This window comes from Hamadaea sp., from assembly GCF_013362815.1.
In the GTDB taxonomy this organism is placed as follows: domain Bacteria; phylum Actinomycetota; class Actinomycetes; order Mycobacteriales; family Micromonosporaceae; genus Hamadaea.
On sequence record NZ_JABFVK010000036.1, the window covers coordinates 1 to 16,664 of the forward strand.

Annotated in this window: 12 protein-coding genes; 11 read left to right on the plus strand and 1 reads right to left on the minus strand. The window is 70.1% G+C overall.

Features of this window, described 5'->3' with window-relative positions:
* Window positions 1-158: 158 nt before the first annotated feature.
* Entirely contained in the window at window positions 159-1,091 is a 933-nt protein-coding gene (locus HOV77_RS18280) for an endonuclease/exonuclease/phosphatase family protein (protein ID WP_290863622.1), read from the minus strand.
* A 35-nt stretch (window positions 1,092-1,126) separates the two neighbouring features.
* Here HOV77_RS18280 and HOV77_RS18285 point away from each other — a divergent pair, with 35 nt between their 5' ends.
* The 11 genes from HOV77_RS18285 (at window position 1,127) to HOV77_RS18335 (ending at window position 16,576) form a co-directional block, all read left to right on the plus strand.
* Window positions 1,127-1,987: a DNA-formamidopyrimidine glycosylase family protein gene (locus tag HOV77_RS18285; RefSeq protein WP_290863623.1), complete on the plus strand. Its 861-nt coding sequence runs from the start codon at window positions 1,127-1,129 to the stop codon at window positions 1,985-1,987.
* Window positions 1,988-2,119: 132 nt separating this feature from the next.
* Window positions 2,120-3,769: a sugar transferase gene (locus tag HOV77_RS18290; RefSeq protein ID WP_290863624.1), complete on the plus strand. Its 1,650-nt coding sequence runs from the start codon at window positions 2,120-2,122 to the stop codon at window positions 3,767-3,769.
* A gap of 13 nt (window positions 3,770-3,782) precedes the next feature.
* Window positions 3,783-4,985, plus strand: a complete 1,203-nt coding sequence (locus tag HOV77_RS18295; protein ID WP_290863625.1) for a histidine kinase — start codon at window positions 3,783-3,785, stop codon at window positions 4,983-4,985.
* A gap of 22 nt (window positions 4,986-5,007) precedes the next feature.
* A complete protein-coding gene (locus tag HOV77_RS18300) occupies window positions 5,008-5,784 on the plus strand; it encodes a LytTR family DNA-binding domain-containing protein (protein WP_290863626.1) in 777 nt (258 codons plus the stop codon).
* Between the two features lie 64 nt (window positions 5,785-5,848).
* A complete protein-coding gene (locus HOV77_RS18305) occupies window positions 5,849-8,038 on the plus strand; it encodes a DUF4173 domain-containing protein (protein WP_290863627.1) in 2,190 nt (729 codons plus the stop codon).
* 53 nt (window positions 8,039-8,091) lie between these two features.
* Window positions 8,092-8,547 (plus strand): hypothetical protein, encoded by a 456-nt coding sequence (locus tag HOV77_RS18310; protein ID WP_290863628.1) that lies wholly within the window; start codon window positions 8,092-8,094, stop codon window positions 8,545-8,547.
* Window positions 8,544-10,022, plus strand: a complete 1,479-nt coding sequence (locus HOV77_RS18315; protein ID WP_290863629.1) for a cation acetate symporter — start codon at window positions 8,544-8,546, stop codon at window positions 10,020-10,022. Before HOV77_RS18310 ends, HOV77_RS18315 begins: the two co-directional genes overlap by 4 nt.
* 164 nt (window positions 10,023-10,186) lie before the next feature.
* Complete coding sequence (locus HOV77_RS18320) at window positions 10,187-10,933, plus strand: ABC transporter ATP-binding protein (RefSeq protein ID WP_290863630.1); 747 nt, start codon at window positions 10,187-10,189, stop codon at window positions 10,931-10,933.
* A complete protein-coding gene (locus HOV77_RS18325) occupies window positions 10,924-12,567 on the plus strand; it encodes an ABC transporter permease (protein WP_290863631.1) in 1,644 nt (547 codons plus the stop codon). The genes HOV77_RS18320 and HOV77_RS18325 overlap by 10 nt, the downstream gene beginning before the upstream one ends.
* Before the next feature lie 126 nt (window positions 12,568-12,693).
* Complete coding sequence (locus HOV77_RS18330) at window positions 12,694-15,198, plus strand: hypothetical protein (protein ID WP_290863632.1); 2,505 nt, start codon at window positions 12,694-12,696, stop codon at window positions 15,196-15,198.
* Window positions 15,199-15,283: 85 nt separating this feature from the next.
* Entirely contained in the window at window positions 15,284-16,576 is a 1,293-nt protein-coding gene (locus tag HOV77_RS18335) for an MFS transporter (protein ID WP_290863633.1), read from the plus strand.
* Window positions 16,577-16,664: the final 88 nt, after the last annotated feature.

Sequence of the window (16,664 nt, forward strand, 5' to 3'; positions counted from 1 at the left end):
CGACCTGGGCCGCCGCGGACGTCCACCCTTCGACATGTTGCAACACCTCCAAGATCAGAGGTGTTGCAACGATCCCTTGAAACCACCAGCGCGGAAGGCCGCGTTATCCCGGGATAACGCGCAGTCCCCGGGACAAAGCTCCATGCCGGCAGCGGGGGCTAAGACAGGCGAAGGTCCGCCGCGACCGGCCGATGATCGCTGCCGTCGGCGGGCAGCACCCAGGCGTTGGCAGCGGTCACGCCCCGGATGAGGACGTGGTCGATGCGCGCCAGCGGGAAACCGGCGGGCCAGCTGAAGCCGAAGCCGTTGCCCGCGGCGGCCTGTGCGGACTCGAGCTGGGCGGTGATCGGCGAGAGCGCCCGGTCGTAGACGCTGCCGTTGAGGTCGGCCAGCAGGACCACTCGCGGAATCTCCTCGTCCGCGAGCGCCTCGCCGAGCGCTTCCGCGCTGTCGTCGCGCTGGTCGGCGGTGAACCCCTGGTCGACGTCGACCCGGACCGAGGGCATGTGGGCGACGTAGACCGCCACCGTTCCGGCCGGGGCGCGTACCTCGGCGCGGAGGGCCCGGTCCCAGCCGAGCCGCAGATCGACCGCGCTGGAATCGGCGATCGGATAGCGGCTCCAGAGGCCGACGGTCCCCCGGACCACGTGATACCGGTACGCCGAAGCCAGTGCGTCCTCGTACGCCGAGACCGCCCCGGCGGGGATCTCCTGCAGCCCGATGACGTCGGGATCGGCGGCGATGAGCGCCCGGCTGGTGGCGGCCGGATCTTCGTTCGCGGCGAGCACGTTGTTGCTGACCACACGCAGGTCGTGAGAACCGCCGCCCTTCGCCGGGAGGACGATCTCGCCGAACAGGCCGAGCCAGACGACGATCGGCAGCAGCACGGCGATGCCGGCGGGGGCCGAGCGCCGGTAGATCGCCAGCCCGGCCAGGATCGGGATGGGCAGCCCGAGCCAGGGCAGGAAGGTCTCCAGCAGGCTGCCCAGGTTGCGCACTCCGTTCGGGACGTACGCATGCAGGGCCATCAGCGCCGCCAACGCAACAGCGAAGGCGGCGATGATCCAGCCTCGTCTCCAGGTCCCGGACACCTGTAGAACCTTATCGGCCGGGGTAACTTGGACGGGTGCCAGAGCTGCCCGAAGTCGAAGCGCTCGCCGCCTTCCTGCGCGAGCGTGCGGTGGGTCATACCGTGAGCAGGATCGAAGTCTCGGCGATCAGCGCCCTGAAGACGTTCGATCCACCGGTGACGGCTGCGGTCGGCCGGACGGTCACCGGCGCGGGCCGGCGCGGCAAGTTCCTGGAGATCCACCTCGGTGAAGACCTCATGCTGGTGACGCACCTGGCCCGGGCCGGGTGGCTGCATTATCGGGAGACGTTCACCTCGGCCACCCCGCTCAAGCCCGGCAAGGGCCCGATCGCGCTGCGCGTACGCCTGGACGACGGTTCCGGCTTCGACCTGACCGAGGCGGGCACGCAGAAGAAGCTGGCCGTCTATCTGGTCCGGGATCCGCAGTCGATTCCCCAGGTCGCGTCGCTGGGGCCGGAGCCGCTCGGGCTCAGCCTGGACGACTTCGCGGAGCTCGTACGCCGCCAGTCCGGGCAGATCAAGGGAGTCCTCCGGAACCAGCGGATCATCGCCGGAGTCGGCAACGCGTACTCGGACGAGATCCTGCACGTCGCGAAGTTGTCGCCGTTCGCGCTGACCGGGAAGCTCACCGACGCTCAGATCAAGGCGCTTTACGACGCCATGATCGACACGCTCACCGACGCGATGAACCGGTCGGTCGGGCAGCAGGCGGCCACCCTGAAGGGCGAGAAGAAGGGCGGGTTGCGCGTACACGGGCGGACCGGGCAGCCCTGTCCGATCTGCGGAGACACCGTCCGGGAAGTCTCGTTCGCCGATTCCAGCCTGCAGTACTGCCCGACCTGTCAGACCGGCGGGAAGCCGCTCGCCGACCGCAGGCTGTCCAAACTCTTGAGGTGACGTGCGGGGAACTCAGAGTCACTGCATGATCAGCCCTCTTCCGTACCCACCAAACGTCGGTATAGTGACTCGGGCTTCCTCCCGACCATATGTGAGCCCTGTCTCGGTGGCGGGAATGGAAGACTGGCGAATGTGGCACGGGAGGACCCGGGTGAGGTGACGACGAGTCTCAAGAAACCTCCAGAGGTCGCGGGACGCACCGAGTCGGAGCCGACGCAAGAGCTTCCGACGATTCCGCCTGCCGGAGATTCCCCAGCTCAGCCCACCGACGGTGGGCCAAGAACCAGCGCCGGACGCCGGGCTGCCGCGCTCAACGGAACGCGGAAGAAGTACAACGGCGTCGCGCGCTCAGTCTGGGTGCGTACGCGTCCCCGGCTGGCCCGGTGGCACCGGCCCTACATCCTGGTGCTGATCGTCCTCGACTACGTCGCCGCCACGCTCGGCAGCTACACCGCCGTCACCTGGTGGGAGACCCGGGCGAGCACCGGTCTCAACGTGCCGTTCTTCGACGAGATCGCGTACGGCGCCCTGCCGCTCTGCTGGATCGTTCTGCTCTGGGGCAATGGCGCGTATGACCGCCGCCGCCTCGGCATCGGGGCCGACGAGTTCAAACGCGTCGTCCGGGCCGGAGTCGCCGTGCTGGCCACCGTCTCGGTCGCCGCCTTCGGTTTCCGTGTGCTGCTGTCGCGGTGGTCCGTGCTGACCGCCGTCCTCGGCGCGCTGATCTACATGCTGATCCTGCGCGGGCTGGCCCGCCGGGCGCTGCACTTCATCCGGCGGCGCATCCGCCACGCCAACCACCGCACGCTGCTGGTCGGCACGCTCCAGGAGACGCTTTACGTCTACAAGATCGTCAATCGCAGCCCCGCTGCGGGTCTGCAGCCGGTCGCGATCCACCTGACCGACGGCGTCTCGGCGGCGCGCCGAGCCCAGGTGCCCATCCCCGTCTACACCAACCGGAACATCATCGGGCTGGTGCACGAGGTCGGCGCGGACACCATCGCGATCTGCGGCTCGGCCAACTCCGAGCCGGGCAAGCTCCGCGAGTTGGCCTGGGAACTCGAAGGCTCCGGCGTCGACCTGGTCGTCGCGCCGCAGATCACCGACATCGCCGGGCCCCGGGTGCACATCCGCCCGATCGAGGGCCTGCCGCTGCTGCACGTCGAGGAGCCGACCCTGTCCGGCGTCTCGCTGCTGGCGAAGAACGCGATGGACCGGATCTGCGCCATCCTCGGCCTGATCGCGCTGCTGCCGATCTTCGCGATCATCGGGCTCGCCATCAAGATCACCGACCCCGGCCCGATCTTCTTCCGGCAGAAGCGGATCGGTCACGAGGGCCGCACCTTCCGGGTCTGGAAGTTCCGGACCATGTACACCGACGCCGAGGAGCGCCTGGCCACCCTGGTCGACCTCAACGAGAGCGACGGACTTCTCTTCAAGATGAAGGACGACCCGCGGGTCACGCCGATCGGGCGGTTCCTACGCGCCTCCTCGCTCGACGAGCTGCCGCAGCTGATCAACGTCGTGCTGGGTGAGATGTCGCTGGTCGGGCCGCGTCCGCTGCCTGCGGGCGACGATGACTTCGAAGGCCCGGCGCGCCGCCGCCTGCTCGTGCGTCCCGGCATGACCGGGCTCTGGCAGGTCTCCGGTCGCTCCGACACGACCTGGGAGGAGGCGGTGCGGCTGGACCTGTACTACGTGGACAACTGGTCGCTCGCCTACGACCTCGCCATCCTCTGGCGGACGGTCGGCGTGGTCTTCGCGCGCAAGGGCGCGTACTAGCTCCGCGGCCGGCATGCCCACCGCACTCGCCGCGCTCGCGCTCGTCCTGGCCTTGGCGCTCGCGGTGGGCGCGGTCGTGCGGCTCCGTCGCCGTCCGCGCATCGCCACCGCGGCCCAGCGGGCCACCTACGAAGTCCTCCACGCGGCGGGCCTGGCCGCGGAGCCACTGCGGGCCGGTCTCACTCCGGCTTCGGCGACCCGGGCGGTACGCCATCTCCGTCCCCTGATCGGGTCGGCCGGTCTCGGGCTTTACGAGGACGGTACGCAACTCGCGTTGGACGGCCTCGGCGGCCACCATTCGGGGCAGCTCGTGGCGGCGGCGAGCGCCGGCATCCGCTCGGGGCGTACCAGTGTGCTGACGATGGAAGAGCTGCCCTGCGAACGGATCGACTGCCCCGTGCGTGGCGCGGTCATCGTGCCGTTGACCGGCGACGGCGTGACCGCGCGGGCGGCGCTGACCGCAGTGACCTCCGATCGCCCGGCGCCCGGATTGGTGCAGGCGACGCTGGAGACCGGCCGCTGGGTGTCGGCCCAGCTGGCGCTAGCCGAGCTGGACCGCTCACGGGCCCGGCTCGCCCGAGCCGAGGTACGCGCGCTGCGCGCCCAGATCAGCCCGCATTTCATCTACAACGCGCTGACCGCGATCGCCTCCTTCGTGCGGACCGACCCCGACCGGGCCCGGGACTTGCTGGAAGAGTTCGCCGAGTTCACCCGCTACTCGTTTCGGGCGCACGGCGAGTTCACGACGCTGGCCGAGGAACTGCGCTCGATCGACCGCTACCTGACCATCGAGCGCGCCCGATTCGGCGACCGGCTCCAGGTACGCCTCCGCATCGCGCCCGAGGTACTGCCCGTGACGTTGCCGTTCCTCTGCCTGCAACCACTCGTCGAAAACGCCGTGCGCCACGGGCTGTCCCGCAAACCCGGGGTGGGTAATCTGCGGATCGAAGCCGAGGACGCGGGCTCGGAGTGCCACATCACGGTGGAGGACGACGGTGTCGGGATGGACCCGGCTGTCTTGGCGCGACGGCCCGGAGGCGGTGACCAGATGACCGAGGACGACGAAGCCGGCCAGCACGTTGGTCTGGCCAATGTGGACGAACGGCTGCGGTCGGTCTTCGGAGATCGGTTCGGGCTGATAGTGGAGACCGCGCTGGGTGCGGGAACGAAGGTCAACCTGCGGATTCCGAAGTTCCACCCCGGAGTGTCGGCATGAGCGGCCGCCGGACGGTGATCACGTGACTTCGCCCGACGTTCCGGCTTTCTTGCGCGTACTGGCGGTCGACGACGAGCCGCCCGCCCTCGACGAGCTGGCTTATCTCCTGCGCGCCGACCCTCGGGTCGCCCGGCTGCATACCGCTGCGGATGCCACGGACGCGCTCCGGATCCTGCGTGATCACGAGGTCGACGCGGTGTTCCTCGACATCCGCATGCCCGGCCTCGACGGGTTGGAGCTGGCCCGGGTGCTCCGCCGATTCGCCCGGCCCCCCGCCGTGGTGTTCGTGACGGCGTACGACGATGCAGCCGTGGACGCCTTCGACCTCGGAGTCGTGGATTACGTCCGCAAACCCATCCGGGCCGACCGCCTCGCCGAGTCCGTACGCCGAGTCGTCGCCCGGCTCGTGCTCCCGATCGCACCCCCGACACCGGCCGGCGAGGACGTCTCGATCCCCGTCGAGCTGGCCGGGGTCACGAAGATGCTGCCCCGCTCGGCGGTCCGCTGGGTCGAAGCCCAGGGCGACTACGCCCGGCTGCATACCTCGAACGGGTCTCACCTGGTCCGGGTGCCACTGGCGACATTGGCCGAACGCTGGGCTGACGCGGGTTTCGTGCGTATCCACCGTTCGTACCTGGTCCAGATCAGACTTATAGGTGAACTCCGGCTGACCAACACCGGTTATGTCGTCGTCGTCGACGGCGCTGAGCTGCCGGTAAGCCGGCGGCATACCCGTGAGTTGAAAGATCGACTCGTCCGCGCCGCCAAGCAGGGCTGGCAACGCGGGACCCCCACCTGAGCCTCCTTCCAGTTACAGTCCAGTCCGCCGTGACGGACCCAACTGGTCTGACAGGAGAAACCGGATGTCTGAAACCCCCGATCAGCCCCTGTCGCCCGAAGCGGCGACACCGTCCACTCCGGACGGACCGGAAGCCCGCTTGGGAACGCCCGACGGGCCGGCCGAGCCGGAGCCCGCCCCGCCGCCGGCGAAACGCGCCCGGCCGGCGAAGAAGGCGGCCGCGGGGGCTGATCCGGGGGCGGGGCCCGATCCAGCGGCGACTCCGGCGAAGAAGGCGACCCCGGCCAAGAAGGCCGCGCCCGCCGGCAAGGCCACTCCCGTGAAGAAGGCCGCCCCGGCCGAGAAGGCGGCCGCGGTCGCCGCGCCGGTCGTATCCGAAGCCGCGTCTGCTGTACCGACCGAGCCAGCAGTGGCGACCGAGCCGGAAGCCGCGCCGGTTGTCGCTGCGCAAGCCGGACCCGCGCAGGCCGCGGCCCCGGCAGCCGCGCAGGCGGTTACGACGCAGCCGCCCGCGCCGCAGGGCGCTCCGGTGTTCGCCGTACCGCCGCAGGCCCCGCCGCCCGGCTACGCACCGCAACCGGGTCAGCCTGGTTACCCGGCGCCACCGGGACAGCCCGGCTACCCGCCGGTCCCTGGACCCGGCTACTGGACCAACCAACCCGGCGTCGTACGCCGTCCGCCGCCCCCGAGCTTCACCCAGACCCGCTGGCGGGGGCCGCAGAAGCCGGCTCCGGCGTTGGCGTTGCTGGGCATCCTGCTCGGCGGACTGGGCTTCGCCCTGGCCCTGCCCCTGAGCAAGCCGGGCATCGGCTGGCCGATCGCCGGTCTCGCCGCCGCCCTGGGCGTCGGGTACGCCGCCTGGCGGAGCGACGCCGAGGTCAGCCGCAACGACCGGATCATGCGCGGCGTCTGGGGTCTGGCCGCGCTGGCGCTCCTGGCGATGAGCGCGATCCGGGCGTCGGGGCTGCTCACCTTCTACTTCGTCATCGGCGCGCTCGCCTGTGCGTCGCTGGCCGCCGCCGGCGGCAAGTCGGTCCGGGCCATGCTGTTCGGCGTGATAGCCGCGCCGATCGCCGGGTTCCGCAGCATTCCCTGGGTGGCGCAGAGCATGGCCGGTCTCGCCGCCCGGCGGGCCGAGCGGCGGCGGGCGGCCGGGCAGGACGGTGACGCCGCCGCAGCGACCGCCCGGTCCAAGCGGAACGCAAACCTCATGCTCTCGGTCGTCATCATGGTCGTCCTGCTGCTGATCTTCGGGGCGCTGTTCGCCTCGGCCGACGCGGTCTTCGCCCACTACTTGGGCGCCTTCTTCGGGCGCATCGGCAAGATCATTCCGGACTGGAACGCCGGAAACGTGATTCTGCGGATCTTCCTGCTCGGCGTCGGGCTGCTCCTCGCGGCAGGCGGCGTGTTCCTCGCCAGCAACCCGCCGGACCTGCGCGGCATGGAGAGCCCGGGCCGCCCGCTGTTCGGCCGCGACCTGCTCGCGTTGCCGCTGGCCGGGCTCGCCCTGCTCTTCGTCGGCTTCGTCGCCGTGCAGTTCACGGCGTTGTTCGGCGGCAACACCTACATCCTGGAGCATTCGCAGGTCACCTATGCCAAGTACGCCGTGGGCGGCTTCCGGCAGCTGGTGGTGGTCTCGCTGCTCACCCTCGTGATCGTGGCGGCTGCCGCCCGCTGGGGGCACAAGGAGCAGCGTCGCGAGCGGCTGACTTTGCAGGTGCTGCTCGGGACTTTGTGCGTACTGAGCATCGTCATCGTGGTTTCGGCGTTGACCCGGCTGCAGCTCTACGTCGACACCTACGGGATGACTCGGGAGCGCTTCGCCGTCGCGATGCTGGAAATCTTCCTCGGCATCAGCTTCCTGCTCGTGCTCCTGGCCGGCTGGAAGATGAAGGCGCCCTGGCTGTCCCGGGCCGTCCTCGGAATCTGGGTCGTCATGCTCCTCGGCGCGGCCGTGCTCAACCCGGAGCACTACATCGCCGAGCACAACATCAAGCGGTACCAGGCGGGCGAGAAGATCGACCTCTGGTACCTCGGTTCGCTGTCTGCCGACGCCGTGCCTGCCCTGGTCAACCTCCCCGAGAACGCCCGCAACTGCGTCCTCGGCGACATCGACAAGGAACTGACGGACGACAAGGACGACTGGTACGAGTGGAACTGGGGCCGGGAGGAGGCTCGGCGCATCCTCGCCGAGAAGTATCCGAACGGCTTCGGCCCCTGCCAGGGCCGTCGGGGCTACGACTACCGCCGATGAAGACCAGCCGCTGAGGGGCTGGCGGTGTCGGGCCTCGTCGATAGACTCCCGGCATGACACCGCCACCCCCGGACGGTTCCGAGTTGCCTGCTCAGCGGCCTACTGAGCCGGCGACTCCGGTCCGGACCCGGGTGGTGCTGGCCGAGATCGCCGCACCGCGGCACGGTGGCGATCCGGCCGATCCGGCGGCCGTCCAAGACGTCCTGCTCCGGGGACTCGTCCGGGCCCAGCTCGCGCTCGCCCTCCGGCTCGCCGTCGTGGTGCTGGTCGGGCTCGGCTCGTTGCCGCTGCTGTTCAGCCTGGCGCCGAGCTTCGGGGAAGTCAGGATCGCCGGATTCCGGTTACCGTGGCTTCTGCTGGGCTTTCTCGCGTACCCCTTCTTGATCGGCGTGGGCGTGGCCTTCGTGCGCCTCGCGGACCGCAATGAAACTGACTTCGCGGCGCTGCAACGCCGCGAGCATCGACTCAGCGCCGCGCTCCACCGCGATGCCGGCGGTGATCGGCGGTGAGCAACCCCTACCTGTTGCCCGCGATCGGCGTGGTGACCCTCGCGACCTTGGCGATCGGGGCCTACGGCCTGCGGCTGGCCCGGACCACCAGCGATTTCCTGGTGGCTTCGCGGGTGATCAGCCCGACGTGGAACGCGGCCGCGATCGGCGGGGAATACCTCAGCGCGGCGAGCTTTCTCGGGGTCGCGGGGCTGATCCTGCGGTACGGCGTCGACATGCTCTGGTATCCGGTCGGTTTCGCGGCGGGCTACCTGGCCCTGCTGTTGTTCGTCGCCGCGCCGCTACGCCGCTCGGGCGCCTTCACGCTGCCCGACTTCTGCCAGCTCAGACTGGGTTCGCGGCGACTGCGCAAACTGGCCACCGGCTTCGTCGTCTTCATCGGCTGGCTCTATCTCGTGCCGCAGTTCCAGGGAGCCGGGTTGACCCTGGCGACCGTGACAGGCTCGCCGTATTGGGCGGGATCGGTGCTGGTCGCGAGCGTGGTCACCGCGAACGTGGCCTTCGGCGGCATGCGCGCGATCACCTTCGTGCAGGCCTTCCAGTACTGGCTGAAGCTCACCGCGCTCGCGGTTCCCGCCATCTTCCTCGTGCTGCACTGGCGCTCGACGGGGCAGCCGCACGTGCCCGCGCCGCTGGAATGGCTGCTCCCGAGCGAGGGTGGCAAACGAGGTTTGTTCAGCACCTATTCACTGATGCTCGCGACGTTTCTGGGCACGATGGGCCTCCCCCACGTCCTCGTACGCTTCTACACCAACCCCGACGGTTCGGCCGCTCGGCGTACGACCCTCGTGGTGCTCGGTCTGGTCGGGGCGTTCTACCTCTTCCCCACGCTCTACGGAGTCCTCGGGCGCATCTGGACACCCGAGCTCGCCTCCGGCCGCAACGACGCCGTCGTCCTGCTGTTGCCGGAACGGGCTTTGGGCGCCGGCGTACTGGGGCAACTGCTCGGCGCGCTCGTGGCGGCCGGGGCCTTCGCGGCGTTCCTGTCGACCGCGTCCGGGCTGCTCACCGCAGTCGCCGGGGTGCTCGCCACGGACGTGTTCGGCCGCGGTTCCGTACGCGCCTTCCGGGTCGCCGCCGTCCTCGGTGGGACGGTTCCCCTGGTGCTCGCCCTGAACATCACGGGGCTGAACGTGTCGCAAGTGGTCGGTCTGGCGTTCGCCGTGGCGGCTTCCAGCTTCTGCCCGCTCCTCGTGCTCGGCACGTGGTGGCGAGGGCTGACCGATCTGGGCGCGGCGGCGGGCGTACTGGCCGGTGGCGGAGCTGCGGCCGCGTCGGTGCTGGTCACCGTCTTCGGCCCGGTTTTGCCCGGGATGCTCGGCGAGCTCATCGCACAGCCGGCGGCGTGGACGGTGCCGCTCGCGTTCGCCGTAATGGTCGCGGTGTCCCTGGCCACCCAGCATCGGGTGCCGGCCGACATCCGGCAGATCATGTTCCGACTGCACGCGCCGGAGGCGCTCCGCGCCGTCTCCTGACGCCCTGCGCCGTCTTCTGATCCCCGGCCTGCGCCGGGCGCTGCCTCCGCTCAGCGCCTGATCAGGGATCTGTGTCGAATCTTGGGGATAGATTCGGCCGTGATCCCTGATCCAGCACAGAAGAGGCAGGGAGTAAAGGAGCGGGCGGACCTTAAGCTCAACTCGTGACTGCACTTGCCCTGCACGGCCTCGTCAAGCGGTTCGATCAGAAGGTCGCCGTGGCCGGCCTCGATCTCGACGTTCCCACGGGAAGCTTCTTCGGACTGCTCGGCCCGAACGGCGCGGGTAAGACGACGACGCTGAGCATGGCGGTCGGACTGCTGCGTCCCGACCAGGGCACCGCTGAGGTTCTCGGGCACGACGTGTGGGTGGATCCCGTCCGGGCCAAAGCTCTGCTCGGGGTGATGCCCGACGGCGTACGCCTCTTCGACCGGCTGGACGGGGCCGAGCTTCTCGCGTACACGGGGATGTTGCGCGGCATGGATCGCGCGGTCGTGGACCAGCGCGCGAAGGAGTTGCTGGACGTCCTGGCCCTGGCCGACGCGGGCCGCACGCTGGTGATCGACTACTCCGCGGGCATGAAGAAGAAGATCGCGTTGGCCTGTGCCTTGCTGCACGCGCCGCGCCTGCTGGTGCTGGACGAGCCGTTCGAGGCGGTCGACCCGGTGAGCGGGTCGTTGATCCGCGACATCCTCCAGCGGTATGTCCAAGGTGGCGGGACGGTGATCTTCTCCAGCCACGTCATGGAGGTCGTCGAGCGGCTGTGCAGCCACGTCGCGATCATGGCGGACGGCCGCATCCGCACCGTCGGCCCGCTGGAGCAGGTCACCGGCGGACGCGAGCTGGAGGACGTCTTCGTCGAGGTGGTCGGCGGACGCATCGCGACCGGCGAGGAACTCCAATGGCTGTGAGCCTCTTCGCGCGACTCAAACTCCGGGTGCTACGCAACGGCTTTCGCGGCAAACCGGCCCGGGTCGTCATGTTCGTGCTGTCGCTGTTCTTCGGCGTGTGGTTCGGTGGTGGCGGCTGCCTGGCGCTGATCGCCTCGATGCAACCGGCGTACCCCGAGCTCACAGCGCTGGTGCCAGCCTTTGCCGGGGCGTTGCTGGTGCTCGGCTGGCTGTTCGGGCCGCTGCTCTGGTTCGGGGTGGACGAGACGCTCACACCGGCCAAGTTCGCCCTGCTCCCGATCCCTCGGCGCACGCTGATCGGCGGGCTGCTCACGGCCGCGCTGATCGGCGTACCGGTGGCCGCCACCCTGCTCGCGACCGCCGGCCTGGTGGTAGGCACCGCGATCGGCTACGGGGTGCTTCCGGCCCTGGTCAGCGCGCTCGGCGTCGTGGTCGGGCTGCTCATGTGCGTCGCGCTCTCCCGCTCGGTCACCAGCGCGTTCGCCAATCTCCTCGGATCTCGACGGGTACGCGATCTCGCCGCGATCGGGCTCGCACTGCTGGCCGCCTTACTCGGGCCGGCGCAGATCTTCGGCATCTCCGCGCTCTCCCGCGCCGACTTCTCCCGGTTGGAACGCTTCGCCGACATCCTGGGCTGGACGCCGCTGGCCGCACCGTGGTCGGCGTCGGTCTCCGCAGCTCACGGCGACTATTTGGCGGCCATCGGCAAGATCGGAATCGGCGCGGTGACCACAGCGCTGCTGCTCTGGTGGTGGTCGGCGACGATCGAGCGGGCGATGCTCGGCGCGACCGACGCCTCCGGCCCTCGGCGCGCGGCCGGATCGGCTGCACCGGTGGCCCGGCTCTTCGGCCGGTTGCGCTGGATACCGGCCACCGCCGAAGGAACGATGGTCGTACGCGAGGCGCGCTATTGGTGGCGGGACACCCGACGCCGGGCGAACCTGATCACCTTCGCCGTCCTGGGGGTCTTCCTTCCGGTCCTGGTCAACCTCGGCAGCAGCCCGGCCGGTCTCGTGGGCGACGACGCGGACTTCCAAGCCTTGCCGGACAATCCAGCGATCCACACCGCGACGATGGTGTTCGTGGGCGTACTGGGCGCGATCGCGATGGCCAACCAGTTCGGCTTCGACGGGACGGCGTACGCGTTACACCTGGCCACCGGCGTACCGGGGCGGCGGGAGGTACGCAGCCGCATCATCGGCTACTCCGTCTACATCGTCCCGCTGATCGTGGTCATCTCGATCCTGGTGACCGTGCTCGCCGGGAAGCCGTCGGAGGTGCCGGCGCGGATCGGCACGCTGCTGGGTGCGTACGGGGTCAGCCTCGCGGCCTGCGTCCTCGTCAGCGTCTACGGTGCGTACGCCCTGCCCGAGACGTCGAACCCGTTCGCCGTCAACACCGGTGGCGGTCTGGCCAAGAGTCTGCTCGCGCTGGTCGCGATGATCGGCTCGGTGGCCCTCAGCTCGCCGCTGATCCTGGCGGCGGCCCTGACCGGAAAGCTGTGGACTTGGCTCGCCCTGCCCGTCGGGCTCGCGTACGGACTGGGTGCGGTCTGGCTCGGGGTGACCATCGGAGGCGACGCGGTCGACCGCCGGGGACCAGAGTTGCTGGTGGCCGTCACACCCCGCGGCTGACCTGCGGTTTTGTTGGTATGTCCGGATTTACCGTCAGGCATGGGCGACTAGGTCGGCCCAAGGCCCGGGTTCCCGTCTGCGCTGTGGACCGGTACGGTACGACCGGTACGTGAAGGAGGCGCGCGAATGACGTCCGAGTTCCCCGACCGCGCAGGCGACGCCGGGTCGGACCGCTACGGCGTGTTCGGCACACCGCCGAACGCCGAGGACTTCCCGGACTTCGCGCCGGGGCAGCGGAACGAAGCGGCGTCCTCGCCGTTCCCGATGTTCGGCGCGGACGAGGCGGCCGACGCCGCTCCCACGGGAGCCTCCGCCGCGCCGGCGTTCGGCGGCTTCCCGCCGGACACCAGTACGCCGTCCCACGACGCCCCCGCGTCCGCCTATGAGCCGCCGGCTGCTTCTGCGTACGAGCCACCGGCTCCTTCGTACGACCCGCCTGTCTCGTCGTACCAGCCACCGGCTCCTTCGTACGACCCGCCGCCGGTGCAGCACACGTCGTTCGCGCCGCAACCCGGCGAATCGGTGTACGTTCCGCCACCCGCGGTGGTCCCGTTGCCCAACCCGGCCGAGCCCGCCCCCGACGCCTGGTCCGCCGCCCGCCCGGAGGAGTCCCCGGCCTGGGCGCAGTCGTCGCCCCCGGCCTGGCAGTCCTTCGCACCGAGCGGCCCGCCACCGGTCGAGGAGCCGCCGCGTGCCGCACCGCCCGCCGCGCCCACCCAGGCGTCCTCCAGTACGCCGGAAGGCCGCACCGGAAGCTGGGCGTTCGAGATCCCCGAGGCGAACTCGACCGGCTGGTCCCCGTTCGGCGGCGAAGGCGGCGGTGAAGCCGGTCCCGATCAGGAGCGGTCCTACACCTCGGTGTTCGAGGAGCCGATCTCGCCGAGCGGGGGCGTTTACGGCTCGTCGGCTCCGGCCCCGGCGTCTACTCCATCGCCGGCCCCGTCGGGCGGTGGCGGCATCTATGGTGCGTCCCCGCCGTCCAGCGGCGGTGGCGTCTATGGTGCATCCACGCCGTCCAGCGGCGGCGGGTACGACGGCACGTTCGCCTCGACCCCGTCCAGCGGTGCGGACGTTTACGGCACAGCCGCCCCGTCCAGCGGCGGCGGCGTTTACGGATCTTCCACGCCGTCCAGCGGCGGTGGCGTCTATGGTGCGTCCACGCCGTCCAGCGGCGGCGGGTACGACGGCACGTCCGCCTCGACCCCTTCGAGCGGCGGCGGCGTTTACGGCGCATCCATGCCGTCCAGCGGCGGCGGGTACGACGGCACGTTCGCCTCGACCCCGTCCAGCGGTGCGGACGTTTACGGCACAGCCGCCCCGTCCAGCGGCGGCGGGTACGACGGCACGTCCGCCTCGACTCCGTCGAGCGGCGGCGGCTATGGTGCGTCCGCGCCGGCGTTCAGCGAGCCCGAACCGTCCTATGGCGACTCAGCGGCTGCGTACGGTGCCCCTGCGCCCGTCGCGGAGAACCCCGGGCCCGCACCGACGACCCCACCGGTCGCTGCGGGCACGGTCGCGAAGGCCGCCGTCCCGGTCGCCAGCCGGATCGCTCCACCCGCTGAGGCCGTTCCGCCGTCGCGGGGCACCGGCCGGGTCTACGGTTCGACGACCTCGCAGCCGGTCACCCCGGCACCGGAAGCAACGGGACCCGCGTCGCAATCCATGAGCTCGGCGGAACCGGGGCCGGTTTCGAATGTGCCCATGGCACCGCCTGCACCGGCCCCGGCGGCCTACGGCTCCCCGGCTCCCGGTCAATACGGGACGCCCACGATGCAGCCCGAACAGCCTTCTGCGCAGATCCCGGCCCAGGCCGGTCCGCCGAGCCGGCCTGCCCAGGCCTCCGCCCGGGCTTCGGTGTCGGTCGGCCGCGTCTCGCCTGCTGAGGTGGGCGGCGTACCGCAGACTTCCGGCCAGCCCGGGGTCTATGGCGCACCGGCGCAGCCCACGGTCTACGGCGGTGGCGCTGCCGCACAACCGGGTGTGTACGGCTCGGCCGCACCTGCGGCGACGCCGACTCAGCCGTCTGCTCCCGAGCAGCCCCCGGCCCCGATGCAGCCGCCCGTCAGCCCGGCCCCGGCTGGGCGCGGCGCTGGAATGTCGGCGTACAGCGACTTGATGGGGCCGCCGCAAGCCGCCTCGGCTCCGCCCACCCAGCCGACCGGTACGCAGTCCACCGGCGGGTGGGGTGACCCGGCTCCGGCCGCCGCCCCGCCGTCGATCCCGCAGCAACGCCCGGCCGGCGTACCGCCGCAGCAGCCCACGCAGCCGACCGGCTCGGAACAGAACCGGTTCGACAAGTTCACCGCCGAACCGGAGCCGGCCCCGAGCAAGGGTGGCACGGCGAAGGTCCTCGTCATGGTCATCGCCGCCTGCGTACTGCTGATCGGTGTCGCCTTCGGTGTGTTGTTCGCGGTGAACAAGGTCTTCGGCGGTGGGAGCGACAGCTCGCTGGCGGTCGGTCAGTGCGTACAGCGGAGCGGTAATTCGGCGTCGGTCGTCGACTGCGGTTCCGCCGGAACGGGCTCGTTCAAGATCGTGAAGAAGGTCGCCGATCAGAAGGACTGCCCGAACCCCCAGAACGACGCGTTGACGCAGGGTTCGGACATCTACTGTCTGGAACCGCTGAGCTGACCGCCATCCGTAAGGCGTGTGATCACTGACACGCCTTACGGTAACTCGCTGGCCGAGTGTCGTACCCGGCCGCGAGGATGGCTTCATGCTGCACCACCTGCTGCCTCAGCGTGCCGAGGCCCGGCGCATCCTGCTGGCCACGATCTTCTCGGCGATCGGCCGAGGCCTCACGCTGCCCTTCATGTTCATCTACCTGACGAAGGTCCGGGACATCTCGGCGTTCACCGCCGGCCTCGTCATCGGGTGGATCGCGGTCTGCGCCCTGGTCATCGGGCCGATAGGGGGCTGGGCGGTCGACCGGTTCGGCGCGCGCCGGATCGTCGTCCCGATGCTGCTCGTCGAGGCGGCCGGGGTCTTCGGCATGGGTCTGGTGCACAACGTCACGCTGGCCTTCGCCGCCGCGACGCTGATCGGCCTGGGTGGCGGCATCATCTGGGCGGGCCTCAACGTCATCCTCTCCTCGGTCACCGAGGAGCACGAACGGCAGAAGACGTTCGGCCTCAACTTCACGCTGCTCAACCTCGGCATCGGCGTCGGCTCGGTGATCGCAGGCGCCATCGTGGACATCGAGCGGCCGAGCACGTTCCAACTGATCTACTCGGTCGACGCGATCGCGTACCTGATTCCGTTCCTGAACCTGCTGTTCATGCGCGGAGTGGGCCAACGGCTCGCCGTGCCGAGCACTTCGGATCAGCCGGTCGCCCGCAAGGCCGGCTATCGGGAGGTCTTCTCGCACCCCGGCTTTCGGCGGCTGCTCGCCTTCAGCGTCGTCATGACCATCAGTGGGTACGCCCAGATCGAGGTCGGCTTCACCGCCTTCGCCATCGACGTCGCCCACGTCAAGGAGCGGGTCGTCGCCCTGGCTTTCACGGCGAACACCCTGGTCATCGTGCTGGCGCAGCTCATCGTGGTCCGACTCATCCAGGGACGCAGCCGGACTCGCGTACTCGCCCTCGTCGGGCTGATCATGGGCGCCTCTTGGCTCATCCTCGGCATCGCCGGAGTGGTCGACGGACGCAACGCGGTGATCTCCAGCATCGCCGTCATCGCCTGCGCCGCGGTCTTCGCCTTCGGAGAGACGCTCATCTCGCCGGTGAACCCGACGCTGATCAACGCGCTCGCCACGGACGAACTGCGTGGCCGGTTCAACGCATTGGGCTCCATGGTCTGGAGCATCAGCGGCATCGTCGGCCCGGTGACCGCCGCGCCGCTGATCGCGGGCGGACATGCGGGCATCTGGGTGGCGCTGACCGTCGGCGGCTGCCTCGTCGCCTCGGTTCTCGCGCTGTCGCTTCGCCGTCTGATCACGCCGGAGCAGGATGGCCTCGAAGCGCCGCGGACCGAAGTGGTGAACAAGGCCCAGCCGGTCGCCGCCTGAGCAGATCGGTGTTCTCTGCGGGGCGTCAGGATGAGCGCGCCTCCCCTACGATGCTGCTCAGATCACACATCCGTGATCTGAGCACGGG

What these genes read in the sequence shown, in the direction of transcription:
- HOV77_RS18295 (WP_290863625.1), top strand. Translation starts at nt 3,783, where the DNA reads ATGCCCACCGCACTCGCCGCGCTCGCGCTCGTCCTGGCCTTGGCGCTC.
- HOV77_RS18305 (WP_290863627.1), top strand. Translation starts at nt 5,849, where the DNA reads ATGTCTGAAACCCCCGATCAGCCCCTGTCGCCCGAAGCGGCGACACCG.
- HOV77_RS18310 (WP_290863628.1), top strand. Translation starts at nt 8,092, where the DNA reads ATGACACCGCCACCCCCGGACGGTTCCGAGTTGCCTGCTCAGCGGCCT.
- HOV77_RS18325 (WP_290863631.1), top strand. Translation starts at nt 10,924, where the DNA reads ATGGCTGTGAGCCTCTTCGCGCGACTCAAACTCCGGGTGCTACGCAAC.
- HOV77_RS18330 (WP_290863632.1), top strand. Translation starts at nt 12,694, where the DNA reads ATGACGTCCGAGTTCCCCGACCGCGCAGGCGACGCCGGGTCGGACCGC.
- HOV77_RS18335 (WP_290863633.1), top strand. Translation starts at nt 15,284, where the DNA reads ATGCTGCACCACCTGCTGCCTCAGCGTGCCGAGGCCCGGCGCATCCTG.